General features: G+C 56.4%; 11 protein-coding genes. 7 read left to right on the top strand and 4 right to left on the bottom strand.

All coding sequences use genetic code 11. The features are described from left to right. Positions 1-1,011: 1,011 nt before the first annotated feature. The 4 genes from ACRWA7_RS34550 to ACRWA7_RS34565 all read right to left on the bottom strand — a co-directional run bounded on the left by ACRWA7_RS34550 (position 1,012) and on the right by ACRWA7_RS34565 (position 4,215). Positions 1,012-1,497, bottom strand: a complete 486-nt coding sequence (locus tag ACRWA7_RS34550; protein WP_438397353.1) for a type II toxin-antitoxin system VapC family toxin — start codon at positions 1,495-1,497, stop codon at positions 1,012-1,014. After that, positions 1,494-2,261: a hypothetical protein gene (locus ACRWA7_RS34555; protein WP_438397354.1), complete on the bottom strand. Its 768-nt coding sequence runs from the start codon at positions 2,259-2,261 to the stop codon at positions 1,494-1,496. The genes ACRWA7_RS34550 and ACRWA7_RS34555 overlap by 4 nt, the downstream gene beginning before the upstream one ends. Before the next feature lie 521 nt (positions 2,262-2,782). Next, positions 2,783-3,940: a PDDEXK nuclease domain-containing protein gene (locus tag ACRWA7_RS34560; protein WP_438397355.1), complete on the bottom strand. Its 1,158-nt coding sequence runs from the start codon at positions 3,938-3,940 to the stop codon at positions 2,783-2,785. Further along, complete coding sequence (locus ACRWA7_RS34565) at positions 3,937-4,215, bottom strand: HU family DNA-binding protein (RefSeq protein WP_438397356.1); 279 nt, start codon at positions 4,213-4,215, stop codon at positions 3,937-3,939. The genes ACRWA7_RS34560 and ACRWA7_RS34565 overlap by 4 nt, the downstream gene beginning before the upstream one ends. A 517-nt stretch (positions 4,216-4,732) precedes the next feature. On the opposite strand from ACRWA7_RS34565, the gene ACRWA7_RS34570 reads away from it, so the two are divergent. The 7 genes from ACRWA7_RS34570 (at position 4,733) to ACRWA7_RS34600 (ending at position 12,589) form a co-directional block, all read left to right on the top strand. After that, entirely contained in the window at positions 4,733-5,929 is a 1,197-nt protein-coding gene (locus tag ACRWA7_RS34570; protein WP_438397358.1) for a ParA family protein, read from the top strand. Continuing rightward, on the top strand, positions 5,926-6,975 hold the full coding sequence (locus ACRWA7_RS34575) for a ParB/RepB/Spo0J family partition protein (protein WP_438397360.1): 1,050 nt from the start codon (positions 5,926-5,928) through the stop codon (positions 6,973-6,975). Before ACRWA7_RS34570 ends, ACRWA7_RS34575 begins: the two co-directional genes overlap by 4 nt. A gap of 309 nt (positions 6,976-7,284) precedes the next feature. Then, positions 7,285-8,496, top strand: coding sequence for a Replication protein O (locus ACRWA7_RS34580; RefSeq protein WP_438397361.1), 1,212 nt, complete (start codon positions 7,285-7,287; stop codon positions 8,494-8,496). Between the two features lie 498 nt (positions 8,497-8,994). Next, positions 8,995-9,243 carry a type II toxin-antitoxin system ParD family antitoxin gene (locus ACRWA7_RS34585; RefSeq protein WP_438397363.1) on the top strand — a complete coding sequence of 83 codons (249 nt, stop codon included), beginning with the start codon at positions 8,995-8,997 and terminating at the stop codon, positions 9,241-9,243. Next, the gene (locus ACRWA7_RS34590) at positions 9,230-9,529 is read left to right on the top strand and encodes a type II toxin-antitoxin system RelE/ParE family toxin (RefSeq protein ID WP_438397364.1); all 300 of its coding nucleotides are present in this window, start codon (positions 9,230-9,232) and stop codon (positions 9,527-9,529) included. Before ACRWA7_RS34585 ends, ACRWA7_RS34590 begins: the two co-directional genes overlap by 14 nt. A 706-nt stretch (positions 9,530-10,235) precedes the next feature. Beyond that, the gene (locus ACRWA7_RS34595; protein WP_438397365.1) at positions 10,236-12,167 is read left to right on the top strand and encodes a phage integrase family protein; all 1,932 of its coding nucleotides are present in this window, start codon (positions 10,236-10,238) and stop codon (positions 12,165-12,167) included. 146 nt (positions 12,168-12,313) lie between these two features. Next, complete coding sequence (locus tag ACRWA7_RS34600) at positions 12,314-12,589, top strand: HU family DNA-binding protein (RefSeq protein ID WP_438397367.1); 276 nt, start codon at positions 12,314-12,316, stop codon at positions 12,587-12,589. The last annotated feature ends 806 nt before the right edge of the window (positions 12,590-13,395 follow it).

Consider the following 13,395-nt stretch of genomic DNA (forward strand, 5'->3'; position numbering starts at 1 on the left):
GCTTCTGTGTGCACCACAAATAGTTGCTGGCTAATTATCCTGTGCTTGACATGTGCTTACTCCCCTCACCAACCTCCCCATCACCTGTATGGACGTGGAAAGACTTTTTAAGCTGTCAATTGTTAATTGTCAACCATTGTACGCGTGTAGCGTTGGATTTGGCAGCTGGCGATGTGAACCGGACATCGTTGTGCTAGCAAAGCTTGCAAATCGTCTCTCCACGTTCATGCGACGCGGGTTGTGAACTGCTTGCGCTAGCAAGGCTCTGAACACGGGCTAGTGGAATTAATGAATGCAACAGTTGCTTACCCGTCGCCGTCAATACGTGTCTCACCCTAGGCGTGCAAATAAGAGGCCACCAACGGTCGTCTCAATGTTCGCAAGCCGGTGGCCGACGGCAGACGGTGTCGGCCCCAGCTCGGCGGCTGCGACGATTTACACTTCTCATTCGCGCAACGCTGTCGAAGGCGACGATAGCTTTTAGGGCGGAATTCGCATATCTTTGGTTAGGCACGAGTTCTAAGATTGTACGGCACCCGCTTGCATGACTTCCGCCCTAGGCAGCGCGAAGAACGAGACTTCCCGGATCACTGCTCAGAAGGCATAGCGTTGGAACCCCTCACCTTGTGCGAGAAGCTTTTCTGATCGATGCTTGGCATTCCAGCTGGCATATCGGCATCAATCTCGGCTGATCTTCGCGAAACTGGAGCAGTGCTGCAACGTAACGCGCATCGGCATCGCTTAGCTCCTACGTCCAGGTATTTGGTGCTCGGGTGATACATGCTTTGAGGCACTGCGCCGCCGCGACGAAATCTTCGTTCTGTTCTTTCAACGTCTCCTCATCGCTCAGGTAGAACGTCCAGTAGAGCGTCTTGAGCCTGTCATCCCTTACTTTCACTGGCTAGCCTTCCATTAGCGTAACCGGCATGACTGCCGCAGCGAAGAGCAGCCGCAATTGGAAACTGCTGCGTGGGCAAATCTACCAGACGTTAGGTAGATAAAAAGAAGAATTCAAAGCAGACGGCCCTGATTATCCTCATTAAACCAACCTTCCCAAAAACCGTCGTACAAATTTATCGGATGCGGAAGTCCAGCAGTCGTTCCCTTCGAACGAAGCGAATTCAGGCGTCCGGCGCACGAAGCATCGTCAGTGATGAAATGAGATATCCCGGCTGCGACGCACTGCCCGATCAACTTGGCGTCATCCTTGATCGCCACGCGAGCGTCGCCCTCCTGGCGTGCTGCAAACATCGCATCGAAGATCCGCGCGGTGACAATGGCATGATCGATGTTGAAGGGCAAGGTCATGAAATTATTCAATCCCAGATCTGAGATGCGCTGGCGCACTTCAAACTCACTGATCACGATCGTGGACAGATGCATCATGACGCCGGCGCCGATGAACCGTTGGAAATATTCTTTGGCCAGCTCATGATGCGGACGACTTGTGCTGCTCAGGCAGATCAAAAAGCTGGTGTCGACCAAAACCGAGTTCAATCGGTCTCCCCCCGAATGTGACGCACCCACGTGGCGGGATCTTCGGCATCCGACCACGCCTGCTCGCCGTTCGCAGTCAACCGCGCGAACTGCTGCTGATCGAACTTCGGCTCGTAATGCACGAATTCGACCAGCTGAGCATCGATTAGCTCACCGGTCGCCAAGTCCATCGAGGCCCGGATGCGCACGTGAACCTCTTTGTAGAGATGATTTTCGGTTTCGGCACGAATCAGGGCTCTGTCCGTCTGAACAACGAGCGTTTTGCCGTCGGGTAGCTTGATATGGGCATTCGCCTGAGTTGATCCCCCCAAGTCCACGACCTCCCCGCGAATGTAACGCTCGACGTTGACAATCGTCCTTGCCTGCTCCGCCTTGAACCTAGTCTGATACGTGATGGCAATGACTGCCCCGCTTGGCGTCGAGATCTTAAAGTGCATCGATGCTTTTCTATCGGCGGCGGCCTGCCATTTCTGGATGATGATCCGGCGTTTTGGATCAATTCCGCTGATATCGGTACCTGATTCTAATATTCGCAGATCGTGGACCAGGCTGGGGGAGGAGAAATCCCGGGCCTGAACCGCGAGCGAGCCGTGGACGACCGCCACCTCGGCTGCGTCGGCGTCCGCATCACGGCCACTTCCCTTCAAAAAGTCCCTCACGTCGCTGGCAAAGCTCGCCAGGGTCGCGAGCGGAACCCTCGCCGGGCTGATGTCGTAGCCCGGTGAGTCGTCTTCAAGCGAGAGAGTGAGAGGTGGTTGGTCCATGACTGCATTGTCCCGCGTTTTTCCGGTGTCCGTCTATGCCTTCGCGCAGGCCCCGCTGTAGAGATCGCTGACGGGCTACTCCACGCCCGGATTGCACTCATCTTACCGAGCATGCGCAAATGAAGGGGATGATAGCTGTAACTATCATCCCCTTCATTTCAATCCCAGCGCTTCGGAAGAAGCCAGCTACCAAAAGTCGCGCAGGGGAGACGGCTCCCTGACTTGCAACGGCACCCTGCCCTACCAAACAGCCCGTTATTCCCGTGACGGTGGAGCGGAAGCGGAGCAAAGTACCCGCAACCGCATCCCAACCCTCAATCCAAGCGAGGTTATGTTGATAACCGGTGGTATCAGCATTGAGGTTTTCCACATGTGCACCGCTGTCCCCTCCCTTGCTGATTTAGGCGGTGCCGCTTGAAGACTCCGATCGTCCGGACTGGAGATCCAGCAACATTCGGTCAACCTTGCTTACTCGCTCGCCGATGTCGCCAACATGGGGCGTCGAGCGTCGGGACCAAAACTTAAGAAGCCCCGGTACGCCGGTCCAGTTCCGCTGTAGTGCGCTCCAGCTCCCGCGCGATCATCGCCTCATCTGGCAACACCGTCTGGTATTCCGCGGCGAGAATCTTGTTAGGCAAATTGTCCAGCGCGTAGTGTGCTTCGGCCGCACCTTTTTCGGCGCAAAGGATCAGACCAACAGGCGGATTCTCCCCAGGCTTCATCCAGTGCTCGCGGGCGTAGTTCAGATAGAGATGCATCTGCCCGGCGTCCGCGTAGCTGAAGCGACCGACCTTGAGATCGATGATGACCAGACATCTCAAACGTCGATGAAAAAACACTAGATCGACCCTAAACCACGTGTCGTCTATTCTTAGGCGGCGCTGCCTTCCGACGAAAGCAAAGTCGTCGCCGAGCTCCAGCAGGAAATCCGCCAAATGGTGGATCAGCGCCTCCTCAAGATCCGTCTCCGAATACTCGTCCTTGATGTCGAGAAACTCAAGTACGAACGGGTCGCGAATCGCCTCCTCTGGCGTAAGGAGATCGCCTGGCTGGACGTCAGCGGCTTTCCTGAGCAGGGCAGCCTTGTTGCGCGACAGCGCGAGCCGCTCATAAAGCTGGCTACTGATCTGGCGGTCGAGCTGGCGCACGGACCAGCCTTCGCGCAACGCCTCGGTTTCATAGAAAGCGCGAGCGGCCGCCGTCTTCACTGACAGCAGGCGCACATAGGCGGACCAGGGCAACGTAAATCGGGTGGCTAGCGCCATGTAGTTGGGCGCCGTTGCCGTCGTGTCGACGACGTCTTTTGCAGGCCGCGATTTTCCAGACGGCGTCTGGACATTCATCGGGGCTGCAGATTTTCCAGACACCGTCTGGAAAATGTCCGCCGCGGACCAGGCCAGATAAAAGGCCCGCATGCTAGCCAAATTGGCCTTGCCGAATCCGCGTCCGAAACGTCGCGTCAGGTCGTTCGCGAGTCGCGCGATGAGCGCCTGACCGTAGCCGGCGCGCGCCTGCCCGCCCTGCTCACTGCCCACGATCCGCCGCCCGATCTCCCAGTAGGCAGCGGTCATCACGGCATTGACGTTGCGTGCCGCCGTGCGTCGCGCCGACTCGACCACGCTGATCAATTCATTGTGCAATCCGGCGTAGTCGCCGAGCCCGATCCCCGGCTTCGTCATGGCCCGCCCACCGCGTCCGTAAACACCTTGCCGACCGCAACCTTGAGCGTCTTCTCTGCGGTAATTTGAATTTCGGCGCCCATCGACGGGTTGCGGCCGATGCGTACAGGATACTGCCCCATCGAGACCGATTCGAAACCGTCCAGTTGCACGACGTCGCCGGCGGTCACCGAGCGCGTGACAACGCCTAGTACTGCAATGATTGTTTCGCCGGTGACAGTCTTGCTGTCGTCGACGCTGGCTGCGACAGCGTCGACGAGATCCTTTTCGTTCATGAGCAGCCCTGTTCAGTGAGCGAGATTCGCACCCTACCCCATCGCTCCTCGCACAGGCAAATCACTGCGCAAACGTGACGCGTGCCAATGTCAGCGCATTTGCATTTGTGTGTGATGTGCACAGTGCGACTCCGGATGGAAAAACGCCGGCAGCGCCGGCGTTCTTTTGAGCATTGTCTACGATTACGAGGGCTTGCACTTGATCCGTGGTTGTCGACGATACCCGTTTTGTACAAGTCAAGTTCCTTAATAGACCGTTAGTTGCAAGCGGTGCCTGTTCCATTCTTCCGCTTTGAAACCGAGCAAGCACGATGATTGAACCGAGAGAAGGAAAATCTCATTTTTTTCTGCTGGGCCACGTGAGGACGAATTCGAGCATCGGAACGGACGGGAAATCGCTTTGTTCCACGCGTAGAGTTTACTTGAAGTTAACCAGCTACGCGGTTATTCTCCCGGTTATTGGCTTTTTTCTTCCAAACCGGGATAGTTCCCGCTGACCGCGACAAGGAACAGCATTGTGAGCGTTGCAGATCTTTCAACCACAAGAATCCCTGATGTCGAGGAATCCGTTTCAATCGATGATTTGGTCGATCTTTCTAATCAGGCGGCGGACGTCCTAGATCAGATCCGGGATGCAATGCTCGAACCATACCCTCGGAAAAAAGCGCCTTCATTCACTAGTGCGACGCTTGCGATGCTGTGCGGGATCGATAAACCCCGAGTGAAATATCTTAGTAGCAAAGGAGATTTGCCCGTCGGTACGTCAACAGGTTCCGGGCGGGCTAAAGTTTTTACTCTCGAAGAAGCTATTACTTGGATTAAGGCTACTTCCAAGCGCCCTCTTCGCCCGTCCGGCGCACGTGCGCGTGTTTTTGCCATCGCTAATTTTAAAGGCGGTGTGACGAAAACTACAACGGCCGTATCGGCCGCGCAGGGTTTAACGCTCTTAGGTAGGAAGGTATTAATTGTTGATTGTGATCCGCAAGGCTCGACAACGCAACTTTGTGGTTATGCGCCGGAGACCGAAGTTTCAGACGATACGACTCTGCTTCCGCTCTTCTATGGAGACGAACCCGATGTGCGCTACGCGATACGCCCGACCTACTGGCACAACCTTGACCTGATTCCCGCGCGTATTGCGTTATCTGACGTGGAATTCGAAGTGCCAGCCAAGTTGCTGTCTGACCGTAAATTTGAATTCTGGGATATTTTAAATAAAGGTCTTCGCCCGGCACTCGCGGACTATGACGTAGTGATCATCGATACCCCGCCTGCACTGAGCCAGCTGACAACGAATGCGCTCGTTAGCGCCGACGCCATAATTCTTCCGTGCCCCCCCGAAGGCATGGACTTCGCAAGCTCTACTCAGTTTTGGCGTCTGTTTTCTGAGGTCGCAAGGCGACTCCCGAACGTGCGTACGAACAAACGTTACGACTTCGTCAAGGTGGTCATGACTAAAGTCAAAAATACTGAGCTTTCTCGGGTCGTCCAAGGCTGGCTTCATAAAGCCTATGGTGCGCGCGTTCTACCGATATTGCTTCCTGAGTCAAGCGTCCAAGTCAGTGCCGCAGCGATGCTATCGACGATTTACGACGTAAATAAGGCAGATGTTAATAGCACTTCCTATGCGCGCATTCGAGAGCCGTTTGACCGCTTTACCGAATACTTGGATAGCCAATTAGTTCGTGCCTGGACGAAGGAGATGGCTCAATGAGCATGGCAAAGAAAATGGCGGAGCGCACGAGCAGCATTGATGCGGATCGGTCGAAGCGGCTCGGCGCATCGACTGACGCTGCGCCGGCAACCTCTACTGGCCGCTTGCTGGACGTTCAGCTCCGCGTTAATGAAGCGATAGATAGGGCAGATGTAGCAGAAGAACGTGCGACTAAAGCTGAAGCCGCACGAATCGCCTTGGAACGGTCGCTTGATGATGCAAAGCAACAACTTGCAGAACTAGAGGCTTCTTCATCCGCAGCAGGTGAAGACATATTGGTAAGCTCATTGGTGGAAGTTCCAGGGCGTCGCCGCGTTCTTTCTAGCGAAGAATATGAAGAACTGAAATCCAACTTGACTGCGAGCGCACTGATCCATCCGATTGTATTCATGGACGCGGGCGCCGGCAAAAACGAGATCATCTCGGGCCATAACCGCGTGCGCATTTATCGCGAATTGGGACGCGAACGCATTAAGGGAGTTCGGTTTTCTGGATCGCAGGAAGAAGCCGAGATGGGTGCCGCATTCTCGAACTTACTTGCCCCTTCTCTCCCCGATTATGAAAAATATCGACAGTTTGAACGAATGAGGGATCTGTCCGGGTTTTCGCAGTCCGACATTATCCGATTGTCGGGATTGGCTCAGGGGCACGTCGCTCGCATATTTTCATTCGCGAATCTTCCCCAAAAAGCTAAAGAACTGATTTCGCAAAATCCGCACAGACTAGGCGGTCACGCAGCACAAAAGCTGGCAATGCTTTCGGAACAGGGCCGTAGCGAACAAGTGGTCGAAGCAATTGCAAAATTGGTTGTGGATTCAACTTTTACACAAGAAAAAGCTGTCGCGCTCGCCTCACCTAAAGCCAAGGTCACTTCGGCCCCAGCGGTCCAAACTTTCAGTCGCGGGAAGCGAAAAGTCTGCGAGATGTCAGTGCGAAGCGGAGTGATTGGATTGCGATTTAACGGCAAAGAAGGTGATGCGCTTGCCACAAACTGGAGCGAACGAATTGCTGAGTTCATTAGGTCCGAACTGCTTAGCGAAAGTTGATATTCCACTGGATTAGCCAGCAATATCAAAGACTTAACGGAAGAACAATCCCTTGCAGTCAATTTATTCCAATGGAATAGTACGCAAAATCAATGACTTACGACTCGAAGGCTTCGCGCATATGATCTAGACAGCAAAAAAGACAAAAGCCTCCGGTTGGCGCCGAAGGCTTTTGAATACAAGGGCTTGGTTGTCCCCTGCGAAACACTCTCCGACCGCAAATCGGAAAGGGCTCTGACAGTTCGGAGTGTAGCGCAACGATAAGGACAGTCAAGTACGACTCAACCATTTTTTTAATGGTCGACAGACATGTCTATCGCGCAACGCTCCGTTGCTAGCGAGGGTAAGTTGCATCTAAACGATCGCGATGCCCTTATTGCCTACAATGCGGAAAACATAAATTTACCGTGGATCATTTTTCGCGCTGCCTTTCGGGCGAGTCGAACCGACCAGCTTCCCGCGCGCGCACGCGCTACGCTTGCTGCCTTGGCGCGGACCGTTGATGCTTCTAAGCCTTTTGGTGCGATCTACGCCAAGCGCGAGCTACTCACTGACCGTGCGATGCTCTCCATGCGAACCTTCTATCGCAGTCTCGATGACTTGGAGAATGCAGGATTAATAGATAGGCGCCCGCAATCAAGGTATGTCGAAGCTGGATTGTTTGGGCGATCATATCTTCATCTCACCGAACAGGCGGCAGTCCTCCTTGGCCTGATTGAACCAACTCAAGCCCAAGGCGTTCAGACTGACGTTGAGTCTGCAACCCCATCAAGTGCTAGCCCGGGAACCTCATTTACTCGACCGTCTGCCACCGTGGCAGACGGTGGTATATATATAAATCTTTACCCTGATTCTTCTCAAAAGAGACAACCGGGACAAGTGCCAGCGGACCTCCAGCGCCTGCGGGCCCTGGGATTTTTTGATTTCATGATTTTTAAGCTCATGCGCGAAGCTCGGGAGCAGGGAAAGCGCCTCTCCGATGTCGTTGAGGCGACCTGGGATCACCTGAAGCTCGCCGCTGCGCCAATCAACTACCTGCGCGCCCTGCTGCGCAACCCGGTCGATTTTTCACACTTAGTCCGCCGACGGATCGAAGCCAAGACCGCTCAATCCAGGGAAAACGATCTCCAAGCACATGCTGTCCAGACAGCTCGAGAACATGCTGGCAGATCGTTCGTCGATGCGGATGCCCAACGCCATTACCTCATCGAGCCCGACGGCCAATCGATGACGATTACCAATGCAGGGGAGGGCGTTCCCCGCCAAGCTGTCAATTGGGTGCAGCCGTTCGCTGTCGCATTGCAAAGCGCCAAAATCCGCCTCGCAACGACCGCCGATCTCGAGGCATTTGCCGCGACCTGTCGCAAGGGATTCACCCCTGATGGGCCCGCCATGGCAATCAAGCGGCAGCCGATTATTGCCTCTGCGTCGGCCCAACAGCGCCCGCTGGTCACACAGGAGGTCCGGGCACACATCGCGTCGCTGCGTCGATTGCTGCAGCCTCGGGCGCTTGCCACGTGACTGCCGTCCAAGGCGCGCTACGGGCGCCTTGGAGGCTTCTCATGGTCCAGGTTCATGTTTGATATTCGATTCCAAGACCTAGGCACCTTTATGTTTGTCATTCGAGAAACACAACACGGCAGCGACCAGCTTCATTCGGAGATGCGGAAGTGTAACGCGACCAACCAGCATCGGAATCAAGTTGGCGCCACCAAAATGCAACTACCGATCCGCCGCGCAAGCGTCCTCGAACAGCTGGCCGAGTTTTGAAAGATCGCGACAACGCCGGGCGGCTGAGATGGCGGGGCAGGGCGGATAACAGACCCACGAACGGATTTTGATAGATCACCGGTCAAGCCTGATAACTCGTATTTGCCTTCGCCGGCTGCGCTTGTTACCCGCGATCAAATTAGTCCCGGCAAAGCAACTACTTGGGCCATGTATAAGGAACGAGCCTCGTCGATTTTTGTGCATACCAAAGATTGGTATATTATGAGGGTGCTAACAGGGAGGTTCGCGATGGCACGCAATACGTCCGTTCTGCTTGGTGATCATTTCGCCGAATTTGTTGACGCTCAGGTAGGGTCGGGCCGTTATGGTTCGGCTAGTGACGTCGTACGTGCAGGTCTGCGCCTCTTGGAGTCGCACGACTTACAAATCCGCGCACTGCAGGAAGCGCTCAAAGCCGGCGAGGCGTCGGGTGAACCTACGCCGTTTAACAGCGAGGCTTTCCTAGCGCGGATGCAGTCAGAGCATGCCCAAAAATAACCGGGTGCTCCGGCTTACGCCGCTGGCGGAAGCAGATCTCGAGGATATCTGGCGCTATACGTTTGACCAGTGGTCGCTCGAACAGGCCAACCTATATCATAACGATCTGGTCGCAACGATGCAGGCCCTGGCCCGCGGCGACAAATCCGGTCGTGCCTGTCCCGTGCGCGATGGTTATCAGCAGTACGCCGCGGGCTCGCACATCCTGTTCTACCGAGAAACAGCACGCACGCTCGATGTCATTCGAGTGCTGCACCAGCGAATAGATATCGACCGCCATCTTTAAACATGTTTGATGCAATCGCCTCGCCCTGGACATTGCACGCCGGGATACGCTTTGCGGGGCGGAGGGCAGCAAGAAGCCTGAGCTAGCCGGCCTAGCTTGGCTTTTCGCCCTTGTACATTGCTTGAACGATGGTTAGCGCACATAGCTGTTCACTTCGGAACTTGCCTTTGTCATATAGGCGCACTATCTTTGATACTGTATAAACGTACAGCTATCGGAGGGTGCCATGGAGGAGTGGGTCCGAGTCCAGAATGAGCGCGATCGCAGAGTGCTGGTTTGGCTGCGTGGACAGGTGAGCGATGACGCAATCGCCTCGGCCGCACGCGCATGTACCCGGGGCGATTCGAAACCGTATTTATCTGCTGTCTGTCGACGCCTAGGTCTCAAGGCGCCCATCTTGCCGTCTATGAGTCCAAGCAGCGAAGCGGTAGGGGAGAAGCACTTGGCTGCAATGTACGAAATCCTCCGAGGGCGTCCCAACGGCGTTCGGCCCGGACGCTGAATTTGATCCGACTGGCGGTCATTTCTGGCAATAAATGGGCGGTCTTTAGCAATCCGCCCTTGTCTGATAATTGTTATTAGCAGACAAGCGTTTAATGGGTAAAATCGAGGTATTTCCACTTCGCGCCCGTCCTAGAGCTAATGATCTGCTTTAAAATGCAGGTTTCCCCGAACTCGTCGGCTGATAAGCAGACGGTGAGGGCGCGTGGCTAATCAGGCACAACAACTCACGCTGCCCACGCCGCGGACCTATACGCGCACTGATTTCGCGGCGCTGCGCGCGTTCGTCCAGCACATCGCGCCCTCAGTCATCGCGCACCGGTACTACGATCCGGATGACCGCGAAGTTTCTCCACAAGCAACCACCGCCGACGCGATGGAGCGGTTCCTGCGCACCATGCTCGACGATCTTGTGCAGCTTGCGCTGCGCAATGGGTCGGCAGCACTTGCCTCACATCTAAAAGCGTCCATCAAGCAACACGGCAGCGCCAAGCTCACGGCGGTTACGTTACGCATGGTCGAGCAGGCGTCGGTACTCGCGGCTGCGGCTCCCGCGGCGGATCATCACGTTGGCCTCTGGCTGCGACCGCTGGTGGCCAAACGACTGACGGCCGAGCGGATCACGACACTCGGCGAACTCGTTGCGTATTGCAATTCGCACGGCGGCAGCTGGTGGCGCTCGGTGCCCCGCATCGGCGCAGGCCGAGCGAGCGTCCTTGTTGCCTGGCTGCGTCGTCACGAGCAAGCGCTCGGGATGCGAGTCGATGATGATGTGGATGCGGGGCCGCTCGTGCCGGCGGTGGGTCTTGGCAACGTTGTCGTGGTCGGCGGCTCGATCGACGCACCGCTTCTGGCACCGTTCGAACGCCTCGCCATCCCGACCGTGTTATCTGGTGAACACGGGACAAACCGCGCGCGTGAGTTCGCATTCATCCGGGCCGACCACGACCTGGCTGCAGTGCACGCCTATTTGAATCGCTACCGCGATCGGCCACCGACGGTGCGAGCATACACGCGTGAACTCGAACGCCTTGTTTTGTGGCTCGTGATCGTACGCGGCGTCGCGCTCTCGTCGATGACGGTGGAAGACTGCGAGGCGTACAAGGATTTTTTGAAGACGCCGAGCGCGAGTTTTGTGGGTCCGAAACGCTCGCGCGCAAGCGGCCGGTGGCGGCCTTTTACGCCCGAGGGCTTGTCGCCCGACAGTCAAGCGTACGCGGTGCGCGCGATTCGGGCGGCGTTTGCGTGGCTCACGACAGTACGGTATCTCGCCGGCAATCCATGGAGTGCGGTGACGGATCCGGCGACGATCACGCGCGAGGCGGAGGTGCAGGTCGAGCGGGCGTTATCCACCGATCTCTGGACCCGGGTGCGCGCAGAATTGGATGCCCGGTGCGATGGCGAGGACCTGGGCGGCTTGACGCCGACCAAGGACGAAGCGCGCCAGTGGCGCATCGCGCGCGCGGCCATTTTATTGATGGGGAACTCGGGTGTGCGGCGTGATGAAGCGGCCAACGCTCGTCGTGAAAATTTGAGTGTCGCTGTGGTCACCGCACAGCGTTCGTCAACTGACTCGTCAGCCAGCTCAGCCAACGAGCAGCGCTGGGTGTGGGCGTTGCGCGTCACAGGCAAGCGCCGCAAGCAACGCACGGTACCCGTGAACGTGACGACCGTCGCAGCGCTACGTGCGCATTGGGCGGATCGGGGACAGGATTTTGATGCAACGTGGGCCGAGGGTCCCTTGATCGCACCGGTGGTGACCAACGGAACCGATGCGTCGCTGGCGAAGCATGGCGATGCATCGGAAGGCAAGGGCGCGGGTGTCCACCGAATCCATGAGCCTTACGCGGCAGATGCCCTCGCGAGACTCGTGCGCGAAGCCATTCGACGCATCGCGCAAGCGTTGTTGCGCGAAGGTGCACTGTCACACGACGCGCACGTCAAACTCCTGGCCACCTCGGCGCACGCGTTCCGGCATACCTTTGGTACACAGACAGTCGCCCGTGGCATGCCGATCGATGTTGCTCAACGCATCTTGGGTCACGCGTCACTGCAGACGACGTCGATCTATGTGCGGGCCGAGCGGCAGCGCATGCTTGACGAGGCGGCGAAATATTATTTGGAAGACGGGGGCTAGTCGGCTTCGGCAAGTTCAGTACAGAAGCAGTTGCGCCGCGGCACTCCAAAATTGGCCCTGCTGCGCATAGAGCACGTGTCCGGGTAAGGTATCCTCAGGCGCAGTACGCGTTGCGGCTTTCATTCAAATCAATGGAGAAGACGGACATGAACAAGCAGGAACTGGTCGACGCAGTGGCAAACCAAGCGGGCATCGCGAAGTCAGCAGCAGAAGAAACGATCAACGCATTTCTGGAGACCGTGACCAAAGCGGTGGTCAAGGGCGATTCGGTTCAGCTAATCGGCTTTGGGTCGTTCGGCACGGGCGCACGCGCTGCGCGAGCCGGGCGCAATCCGAAGACCGGCGAGCCTCTGCAAATCGCGGCGTCCAAGACCGTCAAGTTCACCGCCGGCAAAGCATTCAAAGACGTGGTGAACAACTAGGGCGACGGTTGGTTGTCCGCCTGCAGGAACGCAGGCGGTGGCACTGAGCGCATCTTGAGCCTGCTGTTTCACATTGAAACGAGAGTTCGCATAGTAACCTCGCGTCCTTTTGCTTCACTGGCATGATCGCTTCGTTCCAGCAACTGAAGAAACCGTTAGGGTCGACTTCCGCCGCAGGCAGAACGATCACTCGCCGATCGCTCCAGCTGCAAGGTTGGACCGCGTTCGGCCAACAGCGACAATCATGCAGTCACATAAGAATGACCGGTGCCAACCATAAAGGAGCCACTTTGGTCGACGACATCCGTGGTCGCTTTAGCATCGAGAACGAGGGCTTGCGACGATAGTCTATGACCCGCTTTTGCTTGGTTCGAATGAAACATGCGTCGCAGTGGGAAGGCGGGCAGCGCCAGTACAGCTTCCCAACAGCAGTTCACATATATTGGGGGACGTACTCGCTTGATCCGATGCTGAAGCTTTTACGAAGCGCCGAGACCTCCAGTTTTTCTTAGCCATTCGCTTGTTCCCGTGCAGTACGTCGAACAGCTTGAGGAGGTTGTGCATATGCGGGGCGCTGAGGCAGTGTCCGGCCATTATCTGTTACTCGCCACCACACTAAGCACGCTCAAACGGCGACTTCGATATCGACACGCTTCTAGCTGCGTGCCGATTGCAAAACCGATCTACGAAGGCTGCGTGAACAAGAGCCGCGCTGCTCGGCGCTCCATCTTTTGATGCTAAAGGGTAAGATCGCGTCTCTGGCGAAGAAGCCGAAATCACCGAAGTATCTGCATCCGAAAGCGGGA

It is taken from the genome of Caballeronia sp. DA-9 (assembly GCF_051615025.1).
In the GTDB taxonomy this organism is placed as follows: domain Bacteria; phylum Pseudomonadota; class Gammaproteobacteria; order Burkholderiales; family Burkholderiaceae; genus Caballeronia; species Caballeronia sordidicola.